General features: G+C 59.3%; 24 protein-coding genes. 11 read left to right on the top strand and 13 right to left on the bottom strand.

Annotation, left to right across the window (positions count from 1 at the left end; all coding sequences use genetic code 11):
• Nucleotides 1-114: 114 nt before the first annotated feature.
• Genes AB8B29_RS16980 through AB8B29_RS16965 form a run of 4 tightly spaced genes read right to left on the bottom strand, consistent with a single transcriptional unit; the run spans nucleotide 115 to nucleotide 2,877 of the window.
• Nucleotides 115-480 (bottom strand): helix-turn-helix domain-containing protein, encoded by a 366-nt coding sequence (locus AB8B29_RS16980; RefSeq protein ID WP_047559359.1) that lies wholly within the window; start codon nucleotides 478-480, stop codon nucleotides 115-117.
• The gene (locus tag AB8B29_RS16975; RefSeq protein WP_047559362.1) at nucleotides 477-1,061 is read right to left on the bottom strand and encodes a Smr/MutS family protein; all 585 of its coding nucleotides are present in this window, start codon (nucleotides 1,059-1,061) and stop codon (nucleotides 477-479) included. The genes AB8B29_RS16980 and AB8B29_RS16975 overlap by 4 nt, the downstream gene beginning before the upstream one ends.
• Nucleotides 1,061-2,179, bottom strand: coding sequence for a murein transglycosylase A (gene mltA, locus AB8B29_RS16970; protein WP_047637620.1), 1,119 nt, complete (start codon nucleotides 2,177-2,179; stop codon nucleotides 1,061-1,063). The genes AB8B29_RS16975 and mltA overlap by 1 nt, the downstream gene beginning before the upstream one ends.
• Nucleotides 2,176-2,877, bottom strand: coding sequence for a Tim44/TimA family putative adaptor protein (locus tag AB8B29_RS16965; protein WP_037195599.1), 702 nt, complete (start codon nucleotides 2,875-2,877; stop codon nucleotides 2,176-2,178). The genes mltA and AB8B29_RS16965 overlap by 4 nt, the downstream gene beginning before the upstream one ends.
• 146 nt (nucleotides 2,878-3,023) lie before the next feature.
• Between AB8B29_RS16965 and AB8B29_RS16960 the strand changes: the two genes are divergently transcribed.
• Together AB8B29_RS16960 and secB are read left to right on the top strand one after the other, a co-directional pair.
• A complete protein-coding gene (locus AB8B29_RS16960; RefSeq protein WP_034510816.1) occupies nucleotides 3,024-3,542 on the top strand; it encodes an FxsA family protein in 519 nt (172 codons plus the stop codon).
• 93 nt (nucleotides 3,543-3,635) lie between these two features.
• Entirely contained in the window at nucleotides 3,636-4,118 is a 483-nt protein-coding gene (secB, locus tag AB8B29_RS16955; RefSeq protein ID WP_037195603.1) for a protein-export chaperone SecB, read from the top strand.
• Between the two features lie 84 nt (nucleotides 4,119-4,202).
• Here the strand turns inward: secB and dnaQ are convergent, their stop codons facing one another.
• The 5 genes from dnaQ to AB8B29_RS16930 are packed head-to-tail and all read right to left on the bottom strand — an operon-like array spanning nucleotide 4,203 to nucleotide 7,842.
• Nucleotides 4,203-4,919, bottom strand: coding sequence for a DNA polymerase III subunit epsilon (gene dnaQ, locus AB8B29_RS16950; RefSeq protein WP_112440788.1), 717 nt, complete (start codon nucleotides 4,917-4,919; stop codon nucleotides 4,203-4,205).
• Between the two features lies 1 nt (nucleotide 4,920).
• Entirely contained in the window at nucleotides 4,921-5,538 is a 618-nt protein-coding gene (gene coaE, locus AB8B29_RS16945) for a dephospho-CoA kinase (RefSeq protein ID WP_037195607.1), read from the bottom strand.
• Nucleotides 5,535-6,395, bottom strand: coding sequence for a shikimate dehydrogenase (locus tag AB8B29_RS16940; protein ID WP_047637625.1), 861 nt, complete (start codon nucleotides 6,393-6,395; stop codon nucleotides 5,535-5,537). Before AB8B29_RS16940 ends, coaE begins: the two co-directional genes overlap by 4 nt.
• Nucleotides 6,388-6,987 carry a Maf-like protein gene (locus tag AB8B29_RS16935; protein ID WP_047637627.1) on the bottom strand — a complete coding sequence of 200 codons (600 nt, stop codon included), beginning with the start codon at nucleotides 6,985-6,987 and terminating at the stop codon, nucleotides 6,388-6,390. Before AB8B29_RS16935 ends, AB8B29_RS16940 begins: the two co-directional genes overlap by 8 nt.
• Nucleotides 6,988-7,020: 33 nt before the next feature.
• A complete protein-coding gene (locus AB8B29_RS16930; protein WP_037195616.1) occupies nucleotides 7,021-7,842 on the bottom strand; it encodes a pyruvate, water dikinase regulatory protein in 822 nt (273 codons plus the stop codon).
• Between the two features lie 401 nt (nucleotides 7,843-8,243).
• On the opposite strand from AB8B29_RS16930, the gene hemE reads away from it, so the two are divergent.
• From hemE to AB8B29_RS16890, 8 genes are all read left to right on the top strand, one after another.
• Nucleotides 8,244-9,278 carry a uroporphyrinogen decarboxylase gene (gene hemE, locus AB8B29_RS16925; protein ID WP_047637910.1) on the top strand — a complete coding sequence of 345 codons (1,035 nt, stop codon included), beginning with the start codon at nucleotides 8,244-8,246 and terminating at the stop codon, nucleotides 9,276-9,278.
• Nucleotides 9,278-9,823, top strand: a complete 546-nt coding sequence (gene hemJ / locus AB8B29_RS16920) for a protoporphyrinogen oxidase HemJ (RefSeq protein WP_047637911.1) — start codon at nucleotides 9,278-9,280, stop codon at nucleotides 9,821-9,823. Before hemE ends, hemJ begins: the two co-directional genes overlap by 1 nt.
• A 199-nt stretch (nucleotides 9,824-10,022) precedes the next feature.
• The gene (gene rho / locus AB8B29_RS16915; RefSeq protein ID WP_092573064.1) at nucleotides 10,023-11,288 is read left to right on the top strand and encodes a transcription termination factor Rho; all 1,266 of its coding nucleotides are present in this window, start codon (nucleotides 10,023-10,025) and stop codon (nucleotides 11,286-11,288) included.
• A 152-nt stretch (nucleotides 11,289-11,440) separates the two neighbouring features.
• Nucleotides 11,441-12,763, top strand: a complete 1,323-nt coding sequence (mnmE, locus tag AB8B29_RS16910) for a tRNA uridine-5-carboxymethylaminomethyl(34) synthesis GTPase MnmE (protein ID WP_112440830.1) — start codon at nucleotides 11,441-11,443, stop codon at nucleotides 12,761-12,763.
• Nucleotides 12,764-12,871: 108 nt separating this feature from the next.
• Nucleotides 12,872-14,752: a tRNA uridine-5-carboxymethylaminomethyl(34) synthesis enzyme MnmG gene (mnmG, locus tag AB8B29_RS16905; RefSeq protein WP_112440786.1), complete on the top strand. Its 1,881-nt coding sequence runs from the start codon at nucleotides 12,872-12,874 to the stop codon at nucleotides 14,750-14,752.
• 25 nt (nucleotides 14,753-14,777) lie between these two features.
• The gene (gene rsmG / locus AB8B29_RS16900) at nucleotides 14,778-15,395 is read left to right on the top strand and encodes a 16S rRNA (guanine(527)-N(7))-methyltransferase RsmG (protein WP_112440784.1); all 618 of its coding nucleotides are present in this window, start codon (nucleotides 14,778-14,780) and stop codon (nucleotides 15,393-15,395) included.
• Nucleotides 15,396-15,417: 22 nt separating this feature from the next.
• On the top strand, nucleotides 15,418-16,215 hold the full coding sequence (locus AB8B29_RS16895; RefSeq protein WP_037195627.1) for a ParA family protein: 798 nt from the start codon (nucleotides 15,418-15,420) through the stop codon (nucleotides 16,213-16,215).
• Nucleotides 16,216-16,246: 31 nt separating this feature from the next.
• Entirely contained in the window at nucleotides 16,247-17,131 is an 885-nt protein-coding gene (locus AB8B29_RS16890; protein ID WP_112440782.1) for a ParB/RepB/Spo0J family partition protein, read from the top strand.
• Between the two features lie 122 nt (nucleotides 17,132-17,253).
• Here the strand turns inward: AB8B29_RS16890 and holA are convergent, their stop codons facing one another.
• From holA to leuS, 3 genes are read right to left on the bottom strand one after another with little or no spacing between them, the layout of a single operon-like run.
• The gene (gene holA / locus AB8B29_RS16885) at nucleotides 17,254-18,291 is read right to left on the bottom strand and encodes a DNA polymerase III subunit delta (protein WP_439006612.1); all 1,038 of its coding nucleotides are present in this window, start codon (nucleotides 18,289-18,291) and stop codon (nucleotides 17,254-17,256) included.
• A gap of 13 nt (nucleotides 18,292-18,304) precedes the next feature.
• Nucleotides 18,305-18,826, bottom strand: coding sequence for an LPS assembly lipoprotein LptE (gene lptE, locus AB8B29_RS16880; RefSeq protein ID WP_047559388.1), 522 nt, complete (start codon nucleotides 18,824-18,826; stop codon nucleotides 18,305-18,307).
• Nucleotides 18,816-21,446 (bottom strand): leucine--tRNA ligase, encoded by a 2,631-nt coding sequence (gene leuS / locus AB8B29_RS16875; RefSeq protein WP_037195639.1) that lies wholly within the window; start codon nucleotides 21,444-21,446, stop codon nucleotides 18,816-18,818. The genes lptE and leuS overlap by 11 nt, the downstream gene beginning before the upstream one ends.
• A gap of 200 nt (nucleotides 21,447-21,646) precedes the next feature.
• Between leuS and AB8B29_RS16870 the strand changes: the two genes are divergently transcribed.
• Nucleotides 21,647-22,306 (top strand): YggS family pyridoxal phosphate-dependent enzyme, encoded by a 660-nt coding sequence (locus tag AB8B29_RS16870; protein WP_037195641.1) that lies wholly within the window; start codon nucleotides 21,647-21,649, stop codon nucleotides 22,304-22,306.
• A 259-nt stretch (nucleotides 22,307-22,565) separates the two neighbouring features.
• Here the strand turns inward: AB8B29_RS16870 and AB8B29_RS16865 are convergent, their stop codons facing one another.
• Nucleotides 22,566-23,270, bottom strand: coding sequence for a DUF1013 domain-containing protein (locus tag AB8B29_RS16865; protein WP_037195643.1), 705 nt, complete (start codon nucleotides 23,268-23,270; stop codon nucleotides 22,566-22,568).
• Nucleotides 23,271-23,376 lie beyond the last annotated feature (106 nt).

Raw genomic sequence — 23,376 nt, 5'->3', positions numbered from 1 at the left:
GCCGATCACTGACGAATCAGCGGTTTTTCTTTCCCTGAATATAGGATGTTTCACCCCGAACTTCCAAACGGAAGGCCCCTAAATCAGGTATAAAACAGGGGATTGAGGCGCTTTTCAGCCTGATTTGCCGCCATTTTCGAGAACTCGAGATAGCTCTTGTATCGTTGCTGCGTCAAGATTGCGAATCTTGCCGGCCAAGTGGTTGACGAAGGCCGTATATTCAGGTGCAAGCCCCGACGTGTCGACGACAACGCGGGGGTCGGAAAAGCGCGCCAATAGGAACAATTCCTCGGCTTCGTCCCAGATGATGTTGAAATATCCGGCGATGCGCTGCAGCAGATCAAAGGTCGGTGTCCCGCGTTTTCCGTGTTCTAAGGCGGATAAATAAGCCGGCGTCACATTCAGCGCGGCCGCCATTTCCTTTTGCGAGACGCCCTTGCGCAGCCTGAGCTTTCTCACCGCTTCGCCGAAGGGGGTCAAGGCTTGTCCCCCTTCAGGCGCGACAGGCGGATATAGAGCGCGCCGTCGCCACCATGATGTTGCGCCGCCGTCTCGTAGGAGGAGATCAGAAATCGGAATTCCGGCTTGGAAAACCAGAGCGGTACCGCGCGCTTGAGCGCCCCTTCGCTGCCCATGGAGCTGCCCTTGCCTGTTATGACAAGCACATGGCGAAGCCCGCGGCCATGAGCGCGCAGGAGGAAATCCAGAAGCATGCCATGCGCCTCGCTCTGGATGAGGCCGTGAAGATCGATCCGGGCCTCCAGCGCCAGCCGCCCCTTGGCGATCTTGCGCTTGACCGGACGTTCGAGCTGGTGGTGGCGGCCGGAAGGCTGTTTGGCGGGCGTCGGCACATTTTGCGGGTCGGTTGGCACCGGAGCCGTTCCCGCCTTTGCGGCGCGGGCCTTTTCCTCGCTCTCCGCTTCGGCTGCCAGCGCTGCTTCGAAAGCCTCCATATCGGCCATTCGGCCGGCCATGGGCCGGGTGCTCTTGGCTACCCTGCCCCAGAGGATGCGGTCCTCCGCGCTGAGCTTATGCTCCTTGTTCTTTCGTTCCGAGGCCATCAGCCGAACCTTCGCGCCGCCGCCTTTGGAATGAATATATAAAAATCGGCGTCATTGCGCACTGTGCCGGCGAGCTCCCCGGCATCATAGCCCGAACCGGTAAATATATCGCCGCGCGCCGGCCCGACGATGGCGGAGCCTGTATCCAGCGCCAGCATCAGCCGCGCGAAAGGCTTGCCGGCATCAAGATGAGTGAGACTTTCCGAGCGGATGAAGAAGGGAAAGCCGAAGGTATGGATCAGGCGATCCACCGCAAGGGAACGGCCGGCAAGCAGAGGCACCTTGGCGGCGGCGATCGGACCGAGCGTGGGGTCGCTGACATCGGCCTCGCGGAAGAAGATATAGGACCGATTGTGCCAGAGAACCTCGTCGACCTCCCGTGGGTGGGCATAAAGCCAGTCGCGGATCGTCTGCATGGATATCGTCGCGCGGTCGAGCATACCCCGCTCGATGAGCAGGCGCCCGACCGCCGAGAAGGGATGCCCGGCCTTGGCGGCATAGGTGATGCGGCCCATGCGCCCATCCGGATAGCGCAGGCGGGCAGCCCCCTGCACATGCACGAAGAAGACGTCGACCTTGGATTTCGCCCAGGCGATCTCCAGCCCCTTGCTCTCAAGATAACCGCGATCGATCTCGCCGCGATCGGGATAGGCTGAAATCGCACCGTCGCGGAGGCGTCCGAACATATAGGACGGGTCGAGACCCGCAGGCCGATTGCCGTCGTCCAGGTCGATCAGATCATCCGGTCGCCGGTAGAAGGGATAGCGATAGGTCTCGTCCGGCGTGGCCGAAACCTCGATCTCCGGCTCAAAGAATGCGGTTACGAACCCTTTGGCGCCATCGCCACGGCGAATGAAAAAGGGCCGGCAATGCTCTTCGAAGAAGGCACGTGCCTCGGCCGCATCGCGTGGTTCCCAATCTTCGGCGGCATCGAGCAGAACCAGAAGTTCATCGGCGGTCAGCCCGGCAGCGCCGGTGCGGTAGGGCTTTACGCCGCGGATATGGGTTCGACAGTCCTTCATGGCGCGAAAAAGGCTGGAAGGATCGTCGTCCTTCCAGCCCTTCAGATCGGCGAAGGTTGCCGGTTCCAGTCTGAAATCCTGCAATGGGCTCGTCATTGTTCAGATTCGGTCGCCACAAGTTTCCAGTTCGGATCGCGGGAACGGGTGTCGCGGGCGAAAGTCCAGAGGTCGCTGACCTCGGCCACGGCCTCGGCGTCGCCGTCGATCAGCGTGCCGGCCTTGTCGTAGGTCGCCGAAATCATCTGGCTGACGATGCGCATGGTGACCAAGGCTTCGGTTCCCTTGATCTCGGCGCTGAGAATATCGGCCTTATCGATGCCGACGAAGGTCGATTTGACCTTTTCACCCTTGGCCTCGCGATCGGCGATTGCTGCGTCGAAGCCGTCATAGACCTCGCGCGAAAGCAACCCCTTCAGGGCCTTGCGATCGCCATCGGCAAAAGCCATGACGATCATCTCATAGGCCATGCGGGCGCCATTGACGAATTCCTTCGGATTGAAGGCGGGATCGGTCTTGCTCACTTCGCGCAGAGAATCATTGAGCGGCGTGCCGGCCGGGGTGAAGGCGTCGACGGCGGCGAAGCGATCTTCCTCTTCCGCCGTGTCGCGACGCGGCAAGGTCACCACCTTGCCGGCATCCGGCGGCGTCGGGCCATTCACCGGATCGGCGGAACCATAGAGATCGCGCGGCGGCTTCTCATTCCCCGTGCGGCGGCCAAGGACACTGCGCAACTGAAAGAAGATCAGCACCGCTGCCACCAGGAAAAAGATCGTCACAAAGTCGTTTGCACCCATCTCGTATCGGAACCACCGTTAAAATTAAAGTTTCAATCCCCATATAGTCTGCATCCATCTATCATTCAAATAGCGGACCAGTTTCTTTATTATGCGCGTTCAACTAACGCTTATGCCGAGAAACCCGCGTTCAGGACCAGGATAACATGCGCCTATCGCTTCTACCTATCTTCGTTTTTCTGATGCCGCTCGCGGAAATCGCCGGCTTCATCGTCGTCGGAAAGATGGTTGGCGTCTGGGCGACGCTGGGGCTGGTGATCCTCAGCGCCCTGCTCGGTGCGGCGCTCTTGAGAATTCAGGGGATCGGCATTCTCCAGCGCATCTCGACCGAGAGCCGCAATGGCGGCGATCCCGGCCGCGAGATGGTGCATGGCGCCATGATCGTTATCGCGGCCTTCTTCCTGATGCTGCCGGGCTTCATCTCCGATATCATCGGCCTGCTGCTTTTCATTCCGGCCGTGCGCGATCTCGCCTGGAGGATCCTGCGCAACCGTATCGTCGTCGTCGGCAATTCCCGCGCCTTTCGTCGCGGTCAAGGGCCGGGCGCCGGTCCGCAGGCTCAGCCAAGCAAACCCGGAACGGTCGTCGATCTCGACGAAACCGATTTCCATCGCGAGCCTAAGCGCAACTCGCCCTGGTCCGATCAGAAGCGGCTCGAGGACTAGAACAGCGGTCCAAAAAGCGCCGGGGCATAAGGGTTGTAAGCCCCAATTCGAAATGCTAGATGGCGACACCTATTGACGTGAGAGGACACCCCCATGGCCAACGAGACCAGCGGCAACGGCGCAGCCAGCCCGAGCCTTAGCATCCTTGCTCAGTACACCAAGGATCTTTCCTTCGAAAATCCGGGTGCTCCGCGCTCGCTTCAGGCCCGGGAAAATGCTCCCGACATCAATATCAATGTCAACGTCAACGCCAATCCGCTGTCTGATTCGGATTTCGACGTCGTATTGACGCTGAATGCCGAAGCCAAGGATGGCGAGCGCGTTCTCTTCCATACCGAGCTGGTCTATGGCGGCGTCTTCCGCGTCACCGGCTTCCCGCAGGAACACATGCTGCCGCTGCTCTTCATCGAGTGCCCGCGCCTGCTGTTCCCCTTCGCGCGTCAGATCATCGCCGATATCACCCGCAACGGCGGCTTCCCGCCGCTGATGATCGACCCGATCGATTTCGCGCAGATGTTCACGCAGCGCATGGCCGAAGAGCAGGCCCGCGCCCAGGTTTCGGCCGTTCCCAACTAAGCCTTCACCCGCCTATCATCGATAGAAAAGAAAATGCCCGGATCAATGTCCGGGCATTTTCTTTTGGTGCCTCGAAATGCGCTTCTATTCGGAAGCGCGATATTTGGACCAGATCCCCTTCGCGCCGAGCTTGGCAATCAGCGCCGCATGGGCGGACAGTTCTTCTTCGCTCACCCTGCCCGGCAAAGGTTCGGGCCGCACGAAGACATCGACAACAATCTCCTCCCCCTCGTCATTCTGACGGGAGCGCGCCGATGAACCGTTGCTGCTGCCGAGGCCGAGAGCGGTCTGCCGGCCACCGATCATCTCGATATAGACTTCGGCAAGCAGCTCGGAGTCGAGGAGAGCTCCGTGTTGAGTGCGATGGGAGTTGTCGATGCCGTAGCGCCGGCAGAGCGCATCCAGCGAATTCGGCCCCATGGGATGCTTGCGGCGCGCCATGGCCAGGGTGTCGACCACCATATCAGGCAGGATCGGCGGCCGGCCGAGCCGGGCGAATTCGGCATTGACGAAGCCCATGTCGAAGGTGGCGTTGTGTGCGATCCATTTGGCGCCGGCGAAGAATTCGAGGATCTGATCGGCGACATCGGCGAAGGGCGGCTTGTCCTTCAGGGACTCGTCGGTGATGCCATGCACGGCGAGTGCGTCCGGATGAACCTTGCGATCGCCTGGATTGATGAAGAGGTGCAGCGTGTTACCGGTGGGGAAATGGTTGATGAGTTCGATGCCGCCGATTTCGATGATACGGTCCGCCCTGTTGTCGAGCCCGGTGGTTTCGGTATCGAAAATGATCTCGCGCATATCAGGGCTCTCCGCCTTTTGATTCATCAGTCGGCGGCTTTTGCCGCAGGTCCGCTATGATCTCTTTTACCTGTTCGCGCGCCGCATCGATGCTCCGGCCGGTATCGATGACATAATCGGCGCGCGCCCGCTTTTCCGCGTCCGGCGTCTGGCGGGAGAGAATCATATCGAATTTTTCCTCTGTCATGCCCGGCCGGGCAAGCACCCTTTGCCTTTGAATCTGTGGATCGCAGCTGACGACGACGATCTTATCCACCCTTTTGTCCGCCCCGGTTTCGAACAGCAGCGGGATATCGAGCACCACCATATCGACGCCGGCTTGCCGTTGGCGCTTGAGGAACAGGCGCTCGCGCTCGCGCACCAGCGGATGGACGATGGCCTCCAGTCGCTTGAAACCGGAGGGATCACCCGAAAGCTGGCGGCCAAGCTCCTGCCGATCGACCATCCCGTCCCTGGTCGAACCGGGGAAAGCAGCCTCGACCAATGGAACCGCCTCGTTGCTGTAGAGATCATGCACCACGGCATCGGAGTCGTTCACCGGAATACCGGCTTCGGCGAACAGTTTCGCCGAGGTCGACTTTCCCATCCCGATCGATCCCGTGAGGCCGATTCTGATCATGTGTGCCTGTCCATGTCGGCGATGATCAAGGCCCTCAGAGCCTCATCGACCACCGGGCGTTTTCCGAACCATTTTTCAAAGCCCGGCGCCGCCTGATGCAACAGCATGCCAAGACCGTCGACAATGGCAAAGCCCTGCTCCTCCGCCTGCGCCAGAAGCGGCGTCTTCAGCGGCACATAGACAATGTCCGTCACGACAGCCCCTTCCGCAAGGGGCGAGAAATCGATCCGCGGGGCAGCCTCGCCATCCATGCCGAGCGACGTGGTGTTGATGAACAGGCCTGTGTTCTGCATGACTTCGCGAAGTGCGGCGATGGGATGCGCGTGAACCCGATCGCCGAAGCGATCCGCCAATTCCTGTGCCCGCTCGACGGTGCGGTTGACGACGTGGATCTCCGTGAAGCCGCGATCGCGCACTGCCTGTATGACGGCGCGGCTGGCACCGCCCGCTCCGAGGATCACGGCGCGCTCGCTGCGATCCCAGCCCGGATGGCGTTCATCGAGATTTGCCGTGAAGCCGCGACCATCGGTGTTGGTCGCGTGAAGCAGCCCCTCCTCAAGCCATAGCGTATTGGAAGCGCCAAGCTCCTCAGACAATTCGTCCGGCCGGTCCGCCAATTTGAAAGCCGCCTCCTTGTGCGGGATCGTCACGTTGCCGCCGACAAAACCGCCGGAGCGCTCCTTGAGCGAAACGATGAACGCCGGAAAGTCTTCCGCGGAGACTTCATGCGCACGGTAGCTGCCGGCAAGGCCGAGCTGGCGCAGCCAATAGCCGTGGATCAGCGGCGAGCGGGAATGCTTGACCGGATAGCCCGTGACGAAGGCTTTCGGAGATTGTGTTTCACGTGAATCATCCATCGATCGCTCCCAATTCACGCAGCTGCCGGAGGAGCGGCAGCATCGGCAATCCCACTATGGTAAAATAGTCGCCGTCGATCTTGGAGAAGAGTTGGATACCCTCCCCCTCGAGCTGATAGGCACCGACGCTCGATAACGCCTTCTCGCCGACACGGGTGAGATGCCGATGGATGAAATCGGCCGATAGCTCACGCATCGTCAAGTTGGCGTGTGACACATGTTCCCAAATGACATCGCCGTTGCGCGCCAGAGCGATGGCGCTGTTGAGCCGGTGTGTCTGGCCCGACAAGACCCGCAGATGCTCTTCGGCATCCGCGATGGTCTTCGGCTTGTGAAAGACCCGGCTGCCGAGCGACATGGTCTGATCCGAGCCGATGACGAACGAACCGGGAAAGCGATCGCTCACCTCTTTCGCCTTCGCCTTGGCCAGCACCAGGACCACGGCATCCGGACCGGCGCCATCGCGTTCCAACGGCGCTTCGATTGCGCGCTCGTCGATATCGGCGGCGATGGCTTGAAAATGCAATCCGGCATTTTCCATCAACATCCGCCGGAACGGGCTGGACGATGCAAGGATAAGGGGCACAGTCATGGCGGCTGCCTTTGAAATAGCGATGTGCAGCGCTTAGCGCAGCTTGGGGCGCAGGGCAACAATGGCGGCCGCAGTCTCTTCGATCGACCGACGCGTGACGTCGATGATCGGCCAATTGTGCCGCGCGCAGAGCGAGCGGGCATATTTCAGCTCTTCGGAGATGGCGGCGCGATCCGTGTAATCGCCACGATCGAAGCCGGGCGTCGTGCCGAGAATGCGGTTTTCGCGCACCTGCGAAATCCGATCCGTTGTTGCCACCAGGCCTACGATCAGCGGCTTCGTCGCCCTGGCCAGGCTTTCCGGCAAAGGCATGCCCGCCACGATCGGAATATTGGCGGTCTTGATACCGCGGTTTGCCAGATAGATGCTGGTCGGCGTCTTCGAGGTGCGGCTGATGCCAATAATGACGACGTCGGCATCGTCATAATCATCGGGCATCTGCCCGTCGTCATGATCCATGGTGAAGTTCAGCGCTTCGATGCGCGCGAAGTAGTCGGCATTCATCACATGCTGCGCCCCGACCCGGCGACGCGATGCCGTGCCGAGATAGGTCTGAAAGACATTCATGACCGGCTCGAGAACATTGACGCAGGGCACGCCCATCTCCCGGCAACGCTCGTCGATGAAGTCGGCAAGCTCGCGATCGACGATCGTATAGAGGACAATGCCGGGACTGTGATCGATTGCTTCGAGTACAGGCAGAAGCTGCTTGCGATTCCGAATCAGCGGATAGACGTGCTCGATCGGCTGCGTGGCATGGAATTGAACCGATGCGGCCCGACCGGCCGAGATGAGAGTCTCTCCCGTTGAGTCAGAAATCAGGTGAAGATGAAAGAAGCTTGTTCGGTTTTCCACGCTACTTTCCATCGCCTGTTAATATCCCGGGAAAAAAAGAGGTACGAGAAGCGGCCTGTCCTGGGCAAGGGGAAAACTGCCGAGTTTTCCACATTTGGGTTTTTCGTCCGGTCGCTTCCGCGTTGCTTGTGGGCAATGTGGACAAGGTGGGAAGTTCCGCGCCTCTCCCCAACTTATCCCCAGAAGGCTTGAGAGTGGAATTCGCGGCAACCTACTCAAAAGATTAGAAGATCTTCTTTGCTTTCCACATATCCCCATAGCCTCGTGTAAATTCCTGAAAAGTTGCTGGCGAGGCGCGACAAATTGGATAGGCGATGAATGAACTTTAATCCTTGATAGTCACCGACTCTAAGAAATAGAAACCTTAAGATATATATTTGATTTTATATGGGATGATGTCTTTGACCGGTGAACGTCGGAAGATTATAAGGGTGCTGGGTGGAGAAACGGTGAGCCCTCCCCCTCTATGGCTGATGCGACAGGCCGGTCGTTATCTGCCAGAATATCGCGAGACGCGCGCCAAGGCCGGAAGCTTTCTCGATCTCTGTTATACGCCCGATTATGCTGTGGAAGTGACGCTGCAGCCAATACGCCGCTACGGTTTCGACGCCGCCATCCTGTTTTCCGACATCCTTGTCATTCCTGACGCATTGAAGCGCAATGTCCGCTTTACCGAGGGACATGGCCCCGAGATGGATCCGATCGACGAGGCAGGCATCCTGGCTTTGAAGCCGGAAGGCGTGATTGCCCATCTTGCGCCGGTCATGGAGACGGTGCGGCGGTTGCGGCGGGATCTCCCCCCCGAAACGACGCTTCTCGGCTTCTGTGGCGCGCCTTGGACCGTTGCGACCTATATGATCGCCGGTCACGGCACGCCGGATCAGGCCCCCGCCCGATTGTTCGCCTACCGTCACCCGAAGGCGTTCGAACATCTTCTGACGCTGCTCGCCGACATATCCGCCGACTATCTCGTGGCGCAGATCGATGCTGGTGCCGATGCCGTGCAGATTTTCGATTCGTGGGCTGGTGTACTCGGCGAGAAGGAATTCGAGGCCTTCGCCGTCAGGCCGGTCGCAAGGATGATCGCGTCGGTCAAGGCACGCCGGCCGCAGGCGCGGATCATCGCATTCGCCAAGGGTGCGGGCTATCAATTGAAGACCTACCGGCAGAAGACCGGTGCGGATGCGATCGGTCTGGACTGGTCGGTGCCTCTGGCTTTCGCCCGAGAGCTGCAGCAGGAGGGCCCAGTGCAGGGCAATCTCGATCCGATGCGCGTCGTTGCCGGCGGCAGGGCTTTGGAGGAAGGGATCGATGATATCCTGCAGCATCTCGGGAACGGTCCGCTGATTTTCAATCTCGGGCACGGGATAACGCCGCAGGCGGACCCGGCCAATGTCGCCGCACTCGTCGAGCGCGTGCGGGGATGGAGAGGCTGATGACGACGGAGAAGCAGACAGACAAAGCTCCGGGCCGGAGAGCCGGGCGACGTGCCTATTTCATGATCCTGATCTTCGCAGCCCTGGCGATCGGGCTCTTCGCCTGGCATCCGGCCGATCTCTATCTCTGGATCAAGGCCCTTCACATTATCGCGGTGATCTCATGGATGGCCGGCATGTTCTACCTGCCGCGGCTTTTCGTCTATCATACCGATGCCGAACCTGGCTCGCAGCAATCCGAGACGTTCAAGGTGATGGAACAGCGCCTGTTGCGCTACATCATAACGCCGGCGATGATTTTGACCTGGATTTTCGGGCTCTATCTTGCCTGGTCGGTTTATGATTTCCAGGGCGGCTGGCTACATGCGAAGATAGGGCTGGTTGTCGTGCTATCAGCTGTTCATGGTCACTTCAGCAGCGCGGCGCGCGCCTTTGCTCGCGATGAGAACAAGCATTCGGCGCGTTATTGGCGTCTCATGAACGAGGCGCCGGCGCTGTTGATGATCCTGATCGTCATACTTGTCGTCGTGAAACCCTTTGCGTGAGATGGGTCTTTTTTAGCGGCGGAGTTAAATTTCCTTCATTTTGCCTGCCCCCCTTGCGGGCCATAGACTGAATCGCTATTTTCCCGCCATCTCTTCTTCGTGGCATGTATCCATTCTGTCTCCCGCGAACGCCCCTATCGCGGTTCTGAATTCGAACAACATTGCCTTTCCCCTCATAAAAAAACGAGTAATTCCCTTCATGGCTGAAATGAAGCTTCAAGAACTGAAAAACAAATCCCCGACCGATCTCCTGGCCTTTGCCGAGTCGCTCGAGGTCGAAAACGCCAGCACGATGCGCAAACAGGAACTGATGTTTGCGATCCTGAAGGTGCTCGCAAGCCAGGACGTGGAAATCATCGGCGAGGGCGTCGTCGAGGTTCTGCAGGACGGCTTCGGTTTCCTTCGCTCCGCGAATGCCAACTATCTTCCCGGCCCGGACGACATCTACATCTCCCCTTCCCAGATCCGCCGCTTCTCGCTGAAGACGGGCGATACGGTCGAGGGGCCGATCCGTGGTCCGAAGGAAGGCGAGCGCTATTTCGCTTTGCTGAAGGTCAACACGATCAATTTCGACGATCCGGAAAAGATCCGTCACAAGGTCCACTTCGACAATCTGACGCCGCTCTATCCGAACGATCGTTTCCGTATGGAACTCGACGTTCCCACAACGAAGGATCTTTCGCCGCGCGTCATCGATCTCGTGGCGCCGCTCGGCAAGGGCCAGCGCGGCCTGATCGTCGCTCCGCCGCGGACCGGTAAGACTGTTCTGTTGCAGAACATCGCCCATTCGATCACCGCCAATCACCCGGATTGCTACCTGATCGTCCTTTTGATCGACGAACGTCCGGAAGAAGTCACCGACATGCAGCGCTCCGTGCGCGGCGAAGTGATTTCGTCGACCTTCGATGAGCCGGCCGTCCGTCACGTCCAGGTCGCCGAAATGGTGATCGAGAAGGCCAAGCGGCTTGTCGAGCACGGCCGCGACGTCGTCATCCTGCTCGATTCCATCACCCGCCTCGGCCGCGCCTACAACACGGTCGTTCCCTCTTCCGGCAAGGTCCTGACGGGCGGTGTCGACGCCAACGCACTGCAGCGCCCGAAGCGCTTCTTCGGTGCCGCGCGTAATATCGAAGAAGGCGGCTCGCTGACCATCATCGCGACCGCGCTGATCGATACCGGCAGCCGCATGGACGAAGTCATCTTCGAAGAATTCAAGGGCACCGGTAACTCGGAAATCGTTCTTGACCGCAAGGTCGCCGACAAGCGCATCTTCCCGGCCATGGATATCCTCAAGTCCGGTACGCGCAAGGAAGACCTGCTGGTTCCGCGCCAGGATCTCCAGAAGATCTTTGTCCTCCGCCGTATTCTGGCCCCGATGGGTACCACCGATGCGATCGAGTTCCTGATCGACAAGCTGAAGCAGACGAAGAACAATCCGGATTTCTTCGAGTCGATGAACACATAATCATTAGCCGGATTCATCGGCGGCGCCATTATGGTGGCGCCCACAATGTGTATCATCGGGTCGCCTTGGGCGGCCCGATTTCTTTTGAGGCCGTACCCCAGAGAAGGATAATGAGCCTCCACTCGGAATCGATTCGGATGCGGACCAAATCCATGCAAGTGACCAGCGACACGATCTACGCACTCTCCAGCGGTGGCCTTCCCTCCGGCGTCGCCGTGATCCGCATGAGTGGCGCAAAGGCTCTGGAAGTCGCAGAATCGCTTGCCGGACTGTTGCCGGCCGCGCGACAGGCTGTTTTGAAAACGATTCGGACTCGTAACGGTCTTGTTCTTGATCGCGGTTTGGTGTTCATTTTTCCCGGACCCAACTCGTTTACGGGCGAGGATTGTGCGGAAATTCATGTTCACGGCGGTAAAGCTGTCGTTGCCGCGCTGCTGGCTGAGCTTGCGACGTTCGATCAATGCCGCCTTGCGGAACATGGTGAATTCTCTCGCCGGGCGCTGGAAAACGGCAAGATGGATCTTGTCGAGGTCGAGGGTCTAGCAGATCTCATCAGCGCTGAGACGGAGATGCAGCGGCGCCTGGCGATGGAACATGCGGCCGGTGGTCTGTCGCAGCTCTATGACGGATGGGCGGATCGCCTGACGCGCGCCCGCGCGTTGATCGAGGCGGAACTGGATTTTGCCGACGAAGAAGATGTGCCGGGCTCGGTTTCGGATCTGGTCTGGAGCGACATGGCCAAGCTCCGCTTGGAACTGGCGGATCATCTTGCGGGAGCGGATTTCGGCGAGATCATTCGGGACGGATTGAAGGTGGTGATTGCCGGTGCGCCGAATGCCGGCAAGTCGAGCCTGATGAATGTGCTGGCGCGCCGCGAGGTGGCGATCGTTACCGAAATTGCCGGGACGACCCGTGACGTTCTGCATGTCGATCTCAATATCGATGGCTACGCCGTTAAGCTCTACGATACTGCGGGTCTGCGCGATACGGACGAAGTCGTGGAGCGTGAGGGCATTCGGCGTGCGCTGAGGACGGCCGCTGATGCCGATATTGTCCTTTCGCTGGCGGAGATCGGTGAACGGGCTCAACTGGAGTTTCCGGGATTTACCGGCAGAGTCGTCAGGATCGGTACCAAATCCGACATTTATCCCGATGAAGCTGACGGCGACTATGAACTGCGCATCTCGTCCGCCACGGGAGCTGGTCTTGCCGAGTTGCATGCATTGCTGCTGGAGGATCTGCGAGGCCGCTCCAGTTCCCTCTCTCTGGCTTTGCCGAGCAGAACGCGTCATCGTACGCTTCTTTCGGATAGCTTAGAGGCGCTGACGGCAGCGGTCGCCTCCATTTCGGCCGGCCTTGATATACGGGCGGAATATCTTCGACGGAGCGCAAATAGTCTCGGTCGGATTACGGGCCGCGTGGATGTTGAGGATTTGCTGGATGTCATCTTCTCGGAATTCTGTATCGGCAAATGATTCACGTGAAACAGCGCGATCGGCACACCAGAGATAACGTTTCACGTGAAACCTTCTTGACTCCTGAAATCGCTGTGCCAAACAAGCGGCATTACGAGGACTTTGATAATGCTCGACAGAACATATGATGTGATCGTCGTGGGCGGCGGCCATGCGGGCAGCGAAGCTGCCGCTGCTGCTGCGCGTTTGGGCGCGCGCACGGCGCTCATCACCCACAAGCCTAGTACAATAGGTGTGATGTCGTGCAACCCGGCGATCGGCGGCCTTGGAAAAGGTCATCTGGTCCGCGAGATCGACGCGCTTGATGGCCTGATGGGGCGAGTGGCTGACGCGGCCGGCATTCAGTTTCGCATGCTGAACCGGAAGAAGGGGCCAGCCGTCCGCGGTCCGCGAACGCAAGCTGATCGTAAGCTCTATCGCCTGGCTATGCAGGCGGAGATCGCCGCGATCGAGAATCTCGATATCATCGAAGGTGATGCATTCGATCTCGCCATCGAGCATGGGCGAGTTTCCGCAGTCACCTTGAAGGATGGCAGAGTGATCCCCTGCGGCGCCGTGGTGCTGACGACGGGGACTTTTCTTCGCGGCTTGATCCATATCGGTGACAAGAAAATTCCAGCTGGCAGGGTCGGAGAAGAACCGTCGATCGGGCTATCCGGCACTTTGCTGCGTCATGGCTTGGCGCTTGGTCGTCTGAAGACCGGCACACCGGCACGCCTGGATGGCACGACGATCGATTGGGATTCGGTCGGCCGCCAGGGTGCGGATGAAGATCCGACGCCTTTTTCCTTCATGACGGATTCCATCGTGAATCCACAGATCGAATGTGGTGTCACCCGCACGACGCCGGCGACGCACAAGATCATTGCCGACAATCTGAAGCGCTCGGCGATGTATTCCGGTCAGATCGAAGGAGTTGGACCGCGCTATTGCCCGTCGATCGAAGACAAGATCGTCAAGTTCGGGGAACGTGATGGCCATCAGATCTTTCTTGAGCCCGAAGGGCTGGATGACACGACGATCTATCCCAACGGTATATCGACGTCGCTCCCCGAGGATGTACAGGAAAGCTTCATCAGAACCATTCCGGGTCTGGAACGAGTTCGGATTCTACAATGCGGCTACGCCATCGAGTATGATCACGTCGATCCTCGCGAGCTGAAACTGTCCCTGGAAGTGGAAAAGATTCCCGGTCTTTTCCTCGCCGGCCAGATTAACGGCACAACTGGATATGAGGAAGCCGGCGCGCAGGGCCTGGTTGCGGGCCTGAATGCCGCGCGTTTTGCCTCTGGTGGTCAAGCAATCGAGCTCAGCCGCACCGAATCCTATATCGGTGTGATGATCGATGATCTTACATCGCGCGGTGTCGCCGAGCCCTATCGCATGTTCACGTCGCGCGCGGAATACCGTCTGTCGCTGCGGGCGGACAATGCTGACGTGCGCCTGACGCCGGTTGGCCTATCGATCGGATGTGTGACCGCTGCGCGTGGCGTGCGGTTCAACACCTATCTGGAAAAGCTGGGGCAGGCTCGTAACCAGTTGAAGCAATTGAATGTGACGCCGAGTGAGGCCGAGAAGACGGGGCTGCATCTGAACAAGGACGGCCAGCGGCGCTCAGCTTACGAGCTTCTTTCTTATCCCGGTCAATCCATCGAATCGCTGTCCAAGCTTTGGCCGCAACTACGTTCGATTGAGCGAGGTGTTGTCGAGGCCCTGGAAATCGAGGCCGCTTACGCCGTCTACATGGACCGGCAGACCGCTGATATCGTTCAGACGCGGCGTGAGGAAGAACGCCTTATCCCTGCGGAGTTCGATTTCGCCGTTCTGTCCGGCTTATCTAATGAGCTGAAGCAGAAGCTGAGCCTGGCACGACCGAAGAACATCGCCCAGGCCTCGCGCATCGACGGGATGACGCCGGCGGCAATTTCGTTGTTGCTGGCTCATTTGAGAAAGCTGGGCAGTGTTGACGAGCGGAAGCTCGTTTCCTGAACTTGCAAGGTTTGAGAGTCCAATTATGGAATTAAACGGTGTACGTGTTTCACGTGAAACACAGGAACGTCTGCAGCATTTTGCGGAACTCTTTCAAAAGTGGGCTAAGACGATCAATCTGGTTGCGCCGTCGACTGTCGATGACCTCTGGCGGCGACATATTGCCGATAGCGCGCAGATCTTCCAACTTCATCCAAAGCCTGCTCACTGGGTCGACCTGGGCAGCGGTGGCGGGTTTCCGGGCGTCATTACCGCGATTCTGCTGGCCGAGCAGGGTGAAGGCCATGTGGATCTGGTCGAAAGCAGCCAGAAAAAAGCGGCCTTTCTAAGAGTTTGCCTGCGCGAATGCGGCGCTCGCGGCGCAGTTCATGCCGTCCGAATCGAAGAGGCTCCAGCGACTATTCAGAACTGCGATGTGATCTCTGCGCGGGCGCTTGCGGAGCTGGACATGTTGCTGGACTACGCCGCCCCGTGGGTGGAGCGCAACGAAAATATACGTCTCTTGCTCCACAAAGGCCGGGATTACGAGCGCGAGCTTCAGAAAGCCCGTGGTCGTTGGGGATTCGATCTGTTAAAACACCAGAGTGTCGTTGAGCGGGATTCTGTTATTCTGGAGTTAAGCCGCCTTCGGCGCCTGATTTAACCATAAATTGGATGTGCGGCAGATGATCGGCGAGCGAAATCGGATTATTACCATCGCAAATCAGAAGGGCGGCGTTGGCAAGACGACGACCGCGATCAATCTGGCTACGGCCCTCGCCGCGATCGGCGAGCGCGTGTTGATCGTTGATCTCGATCCGCAAGGCAATGCCAGCACCGGCCTGGGCATCGAGCGACGAAATCGGAAGCTTTCATCCTATGACATTTTGACCGGTACGCATACGATCCTGGAAACCGTCCTGGAGACTGCTGTACCGAATCTCTTTATCGTGCCGTCGACAATGGACTTGCTTGGCGTCGAGATGGAAATTGCGCAACAGCCGGATCGTGTCTTTCGGCTTCGACGTGCGTTGTCCGGTTCGGACGCCCTCGCCTTCTCTTATATATTGGTCGATTGCCCGCCCTCTTTTAATTTGTTAACCATGAATGCCATGGCAGCCGCACACTCGGTGTTGGTACCGCTGCAGTGCGAGTTCTTCGCTCTTGAAGGCCTTAGTCAATTGCTTGAGACGGTGGATCAGGTTCGGCGTACCGTCAATCCATCGCTCGACATTCAGGGTATCGTCTTGACAATGTTCGATTCCCGCAACAATCTCGCGCAGCAGGTCGTGAACGACGTTCGCACGCATTTGGGTGAAAAGGTCTACCATACGTTGATTCCGCGCAACGTTCGCGTGTCCGAGGCCCCTTCTTATGGCAAGCCGGCAATTCTCTACGACCTGAAATGCGCGGGCAGCCAAGCTTATTTGCAGTTGGCTTCGGAAGTGATTCAAAGGGAGAGGCAGCGTAAGGCTGCAGCCTGATATAATATTTGTTCCAGGGTGAGTATCGGCGATGAATGATGATCTTTCGAAACGGCGTCTTGGGCGCGGATTGGCGGCTCTTATCGGAGAGATGGACCAGCCGACGCCGGTGGATGTTGGAAGACCGCCGGTCAATCCAGATCGTATGGTGCCGATCGAATTCATCGCCCCCAACCCGCGAAATCCCCGTCGTTATTTCGACGAAACCGAGCTGCATGATCTCGCCAGCTCCATTCGCCAGCACGGGATTGTGCAGCCGGTCGTCGTTCGCCCCGTTTCGACCGATCGTTATGAAATAATAGCCGGCGAAAGACGTTGGCGGGCGGCACAGCTGGCCGGTCTGGTCGAGATCCCGGTCATTGTTCGTGATGTTGACGACAAGACCGCGCTGGAAATTGCCATCGTCGAAAACGTTCAGCGTGCGGATCTCAATCCGCTCGAAGAAGCGCTGGGCTATGAGCAGCTGATTGCCGAGCACGGATATACCCAGAATGATCTCGGCGAGATCATCGGCAAAAGCCGCAGCCATGTCGCCAATTCCCTGCGTCTTCTGAAGCTTCCCGATCAAGTGCGCGATATGCTCGCTGCCGGTAGCCTTTCCGCTGGTCATGCGCGCGCGCTGGTGTCGACCTCCGACCCCGCGACCCTTGCCCGCACGATCGTTTCCAAGGGCATGTCGGTCCGAGATGCCGAGCGTCTGGCGCAGAATGACATCAAGGCCCAGAACGATCCCCGTCCCGCCGGAACCCGCAAGGACGAGAAGGATTCCGATACGCTGGCGCTCGAGCGTACCCTGTCCGATGCGCTCGGGCTGGATGTCGCGATCAACCATCGCGGCAATGGCGGTCAGGTAAAGATATCCTACAAGACCCTCGAGCAACTGGAAGAGATTTGCCGGCTGCTGGAACGGCGCTAGAGCGGTTGCGGGAAAAGTCCGCAACGGTTTTTCGTCTTGAATTGCATAAAAACAATAGGTTAGCCCGCATAAGCGATCCCATGAAGCGCTGATGTGCGCGGAAAAATGTTTCCCGTGAAACATCAGCCCTTGCGGGCGGATTGCAGCGTTGTTGCCAGCAGGGTCTGGGTGGCGATCGTATCCTCCAGGCTGGCGCGCTGGCGCGTCTGCAGGATGGCGGATTGCAGCCTGTTCATCTCGCGGGCAATGGCTGGCGCTGTCCAGCTCTTGAGTGCCTGCTCGATAATCGGCTTGCGGCGAAAATGCTGGTGGCGCCCAAGTGTCTGCATGACCTGCGCTGGCGCCAGTCGCTTTTCGTCCATTTCGGCCCGCATCGTATCGAGCAATTGAAATTGCCTCAGGCAGCCCTGTAGCACGAGAAACATCGGCGTTTTCGAGGTGGCGATCTTCTGCATGGCATGCAGGAACGCTTCCGAATCGCCCTTCAGAATGGCGTCGACGGCGTCGTCCGTGGAGATCGCGCTGGCATCGCCGATGATATCGGTAACATGCCCTTCCTCGATCATACCCTGCCCGCGGCAATAGAGCGCCAGCTTGCGGACTTCGTTGCGCGAGGCAATACGATCGCCGCCGAGAAGCTCCAACAGCACCTGGCGGGCCGCGGGCGTGATGCGGAGATTTTCATTTGCCAGCTCAGTATCGATGAGACCGTTGAGCGCGCGAATGTCGTCTGCGTAGCAGGGAATTGTCGCGACCGCGCGAGACGGTTCGGCTACCTTGCGCAACCCCGACCCCTTCTTGAGATCGCCTGCCTCGATAATGACAAAACTCGCATCCGGCGGGTTATCAGCGATAATCTGCAACGAATCGATGAGGCCTTTTTCGTTGGCGGCGCCGCGAATCCAGACGAGCTTCTCGCCACCGAAGAGGCCGATGGCATTGACTTCGTCGAGCAAGCGGCCTGCATCGCTCTGCAGGTCGGTAACATCGAGCTTGATAACGGAGAAAGGATCTTTCAGATCGACGCCGGTCTTGGCCGCGATTTGGGCCGCGCGTTCGGAAACCAGGCCGCGATCCGGGCCATAAACGACGAAAATCCGGTAGTTCCGCGCGGCATTTTGGAGGAATCCGTCAAATTCGTGAGACTTGATTTCCGCCATGCCGCGCCCTTGATCAGCGGCTGAGCGCGGCAGCGATGTCGGCAGCCACCATTTCGGCGACCTCGCGGGCAGCGCGATCTTCCGAATCGCGGATCGCACGCTGCTTGGCGAATTCCTGCGACGGGAAATCCACCAGCGACGTGACCGAACGGCTGCCGGACTTCAGTACCTTGCCGTTGCTGGCATCCTTCAGCGTGAAGGATGCGGTGACGGTCGTACGGCCAGCTCCCGACGTATCGGAGGACGGCAGGTAGATAACGCCGCCCGTGCCCGAGCTGACGCCCAGATCGACGGTGTATTTCGGTGTCTTGGTCTCGCCGGCGCCGCGCCCGGCGATGAAGATCAGCTGGTTGCGGACTTGCTGGCCGACGCGCGAAGTGGCGTCTGAGAAAGAGACCTCGGACAGCTTCTGCGTCACGCCGGTGCTGACGGCATAGAGCGGCTTGACCTGGCAGGAGGACAGAAGGCCGGCAGCGGCCATCAGAGATGCTACGCCGGCAATGCGGGCGAACTTGAAAAGAGTATCAGACGACAATGTTTACGATCCTCTGTGGAACGACGATGATCTTCTTTGGCGCCTGATCATTCAACGCGCTTTTGACGGCATCCAGGCCAAGCACGGCCTGCTGGACGGCATTCTGATCTGCATCGCGCGCGATTGTCAATTCAGCGCGTTTCTTGCCGTTGATCTGAACGGGATAGATGATCTCGTTTTCGACGACGAGCACCTCGTCATAAGTCGGCCAGGGGCTGGTCGCGATCATGTGGCTATTGCCGAGTGCTGCCGAGCATTCCTCGGCCAGATGCGGCGTAATCGGCGCAACCAGCGCAATCAGGATCTCGACGGCTTCACGAACGGCGGAGCAGTAGGCGGCGTCGGCCTGGCCAGCCGCAACCTTGCCCAGCGGCGCAGCCAGCGCGTTGACGAATTCGTAGATGCGCGCCACGGCCTTGTTGAAGGCGAGCTTGTCGTAATCGCCCTGAACGGACTTCAGCGTGCGGTGCGCGATCTGTGAAACCGCAAGCGCCTCGCCCTCCTTAGCCGGAGTCGGCTCGACGGACTTCAGAGCCTCGGCCGCTTCGGAGACCAGGCGCCACATGCGCTGCGTGAAACGGTGGGCGCCTTCGACGCCCGCTTCGGACCAGATGACGTCGCGATCGGGAGGCGAATCGGAAAGCACGAAGAAGCGCGCGGTATCGGCACCGTAGGACGCGATGATGTCATCGGGATCGACGACGTTCTTCTTAGACTTCGACATCTTCTCGATGGAGCCGATGGCGATGTTCTCGCCGGTCGACAGCAGCGTTGCCCGGCGCTGCCCGTCCACTTCCTCGATGCTGATATCGGCCGGCGATACCCATTCGCGCGTCAGGCCTTGGCCGCGGCTGTAGGTTTCGTGCACCACCATGCCCTGCGTGAACAGGCCCTTGAAGGGCTCTTTGACGTCAAGATGGCCGGTTTCGCGCATGGCGCGGGTGAAGAAGCGCGAATAGAGCAGATGCAGGATCGCATGCTCGATGCCGCCAATATATTGATCGACCGGCAGCCAGCGGTTGGCTGCTGACTGGTCGGTCGGCTGGTTTTCCCAAGGTGCGGTGAAGCGGACGAAATACCAGCTCGAATCGACGAAGGTATCCATCGTATCGGTTTCCCGACGGGCATCCTTGCCGCATTGCGGGCAGGCGACGTGCCGCCAGCTGGCGTGCCGGTCGAGCGGATTGCCGGGCTGGTCGAAAGTCACGTCGTCAGGCAGCTTGACCGGCAGATCCTTCTTCGGCACCGGCAGCACGCCGCAATCATCGCAATGGATGACCGGGATCGGGCAGCCCCAGTAACGCTGACGGGAGATGCCCCAGTCGCGCAGGCGGAAATTCACCTTGCGTTCCGCCTGCGGCGTGTTGCCGAGGCTCGTCTCAGAGAGCTTCGTCGCCACCGTCTGGAAGGCTTCCTCGGTGCTCATGCCGTCAAGGAAGCGCGAATTGATCATCACGCCGTCGCCGTCATAGGCGACGTCGCCGACGGTAAAGCTCGCAGCATCGCCATCAGCGGGCATGACAACAGGCACAACGGGCAGATCGTATTTGCGGGCGAAATCCAGATCGCGCTGGTCGCCCGACGGGCAGCCGAAGATGGCGCCCGTGCCATAATCCATCAGCACGAAATTGGCGATATAGACCGGCAATTCCCAGGAGGGGTCGAAGGGATGACGGACGCGGATGCCGGTGTCCATGCCCTTCTTCTCGGCGGTTTCGAGTGCTGCCAGCGAGGTGCCGGCGCGGCGGCACTCCTCGCAGAAGGCTTCGATGGCCGGGTCCTTCGCAGCGGCTTCCTTGGCCAGCGGATGATCTGCCGATATCGCCAGGAAGGACGCGCCAAACAGCGTGTCGGGACGCGTCGTGTAGACCGTGATCTCGCGATCGGCATTGGGCGCGGTTTCCGGCACGATCTCCCAGCGGATGGACAGGCCTTCGGAGCGGCCGATCCAGTTCTTCTGCATCAACCGTACTTTTTCGGGCCAATGGTCGAGCGTGTCCAGGGCATCAAGCAGCTCCTGGCTGAATTCGGTGATCTTGAAAAACCACTGCGTCAGCTCGCGCTGCTCGACCAGGGCGCCGGAGCGCCAGCCGCGCCCGTCGATGACCTGCTCATTGGCAAGAACGGTGTTGTCGACCGGGTCCCAATTGACCTTGGATTTCTTGCGATAGACCAGACCCTTCTCCATCATGTCGATGAAGAGCATCTGCTGGCGATGATAGTAGTCGACGTCGCAGGTGGCGAATTCGCGGCTCCAGTCCAGCGACAGGCCCATGGCTTTCAGCTGTGTGCGCATCGAGGCGATGTTCTGGTAGGTCCATTCCTTCGGATGCACCTTGTTGTCGCGGGCGGCGTTTTCCGCCGGCATGCCGAAGGCATCCCAGCCCATGGGGTGCAGCACGTTATAGCCGCGCGCCCGCTTGTAGCGGGCAACAACATCGCCCATGGCGTAGTTGCGCACATGACCCATGTGGATGCGGCCCGACGGATAGGGAAACATCTCTAGAACGTAGTATTTCTCCCGCGGATCGGCGTTGTCGGTCACGAAGACCTCGTCCTCGTTCCATTTCTGCTGCCAGCGAGGCTCGGCGTCGCGCGGATTATAACGTTCGGTCGTCATCTGATTTTGTATTCCGGAAAATCATGGGGATTAAGGCGTGACCTTCACCACGAAACCACCCAAGCGTCAAGTTTAGCAGGCGCGGCAAGTGCCTTATCTTGCAAAGCAAAGCTGGATTCCGGCGCAATCGCCCTTGGCAAAGGCCGCTCGCCTCATTACTGCAAAGTCTGAGAAGCAAGCGTGAATATCGAGGCGAAAAGATGGAACTTCAAGAGCGCCTGAACGAAGTTCGTTCCCACATCGCGGCGGCGGAGCGTCAGGCCGGTCGGCCTGATGGTGCCGTGCAGCTCGTTGCCGTTTCCAAAACGTTCGATGCCGCTGCGATCCGGCCGGCAATTTCGGCCGGTCAGCGCGTGTTCGGCGAGAACCGCGTGCAGGAAAGCCAGGGCAAATGGCCAGAGCTGAAGGCCGAGACGCCTGGGATCGAGCTGCACCTGATCGGGCCGCTGCAATCGAACAAGGCCGTCGATGCCGTGGCGCTGTTCGATGTCATCGAAACGATCGATCGGGAAAAGATCGCCCGTGCGATCGCCGATGAAATGAAACGGCAAGGCAAGACCGTCAGGCTCTATGTGCAGGTGAATACCGGTCTGGAGCCGCAAAAGGCTGGGATCGCACCTGATGATACCGCCGCCTTTGTCGATCTCTGCCGCAAGGAGCTCGGACTTTCGATCGAAGGCCTGATGTGCATTCCGCCGGCGGACGAGAATCCGGGGCCGCATTTTGCCTTGCTCGCAAAGCTTGCCAAAAAAGCAGGCGTGGAAAAGCTCTCCATGGGCATGTCAAGCGACTATGAAATTGCCGTCGCCTTTGGCGCGACAAGCGTTCGCGTCGGCTCAGCGATTTTCGGGGCGCGGTAGATCCAATCGAAAACAAAGGCAACGCCGTCATGGGTCGGGCAGAGATGCGTGTGGTCGTCCACCATTCGCCCTCGTGGTTCGAGGCTACGGCCCCTTCGACAAGCTCAGGAGCCTACGCACCTCACCATGAGGCGCTAACCTTCTGCGCACGGTCGTTGTATAGAACTTGGTTCTATCGAGTATGGCCCGCGGCTGCTCAGCAACAAAAAGCCCCGGATTTCGACGGGGCCTTCGTATTTGCAACCGATAATGCCGGATCTCAGAACTGATCGTCGTCGTCGTCGCGGGTGGTCGACTTCAGCGATTTCAGCTTGGCGAAGACGGCGTCGGCGTCGATTTCCTTTTCCTTAGGCTCGTCACGCTCATAGCTGAAGCCGAGCTTTTCAGTTTCCTGGGCGGGCTGCAGCGTCGCGCCGAGTTCGGCGGCGGTCGGCAGCGGACGGCCCTTGGAGGCCTTTTCGACTTCCATGTCGAGGTCGATCTGGCTGCAGAGGCCGAGCGTCACCGGATCCATCGGTGCCAGGTTGGCCGAATTCCAGTGGGTGCGCTCGCGGATCTGCTCGATGGTCGACTTGGTGGTGCCGACGAGGCGGGAAATCTGCGCATCCTTCAGTTCCGGATGGTTGCGCACCAGCCAGAGAATGGCATTCGGGCGGTCCTGGCGCTTGGAAACGGGCGTGTAACGCGGGCCGCGGCGCTTCGATTCGGGCACGCGAACCTTCGGCTCGGAGAGCTTCAGCTTGTGGTTCGGATTGGCTTCGGCGCGGGCGATTTCCTCGCGCGAAAGCTGGCCGGTCGAGATCGGGTCCTGACCCTTGATGCCCTGTGCGGCTTCGCCGTCGGCAATGGCTTTCACTTCGAGCGGATGCAGCTTGCAGAACTGCGCGATCTGGTCGAATGACAAGGCTGTATTGTCGACAAGCCAGATGGCAGTTGCCTTCGGCATGAGCAATTGTTGAGCCATAGATATAGTCCTTCTGTCAGTCCGCGCCGGTGTCGCGGTCCGGGGTGTAACACCACATTGTCCGGGAAATATTGCCCTATATAACGGTAGTGTCGCGGAATTGCAA

Source organism: Rhizobium sp. 11_C7_N12_5 (assembly GCF_051811145.1).
Taxonomy (GTDB): Bacteria; Pseudomonadota; Alphaproteobacteria; order Rhizobiales; family Rhizobiaceae; genus Rhizobium; species Rhizobium lusitanum.
The sequence above is the reverse complement of the archived record's forward strand: the minus strand, read 5'-3'. Positions and strand labels throughout refer to the sequence as shown.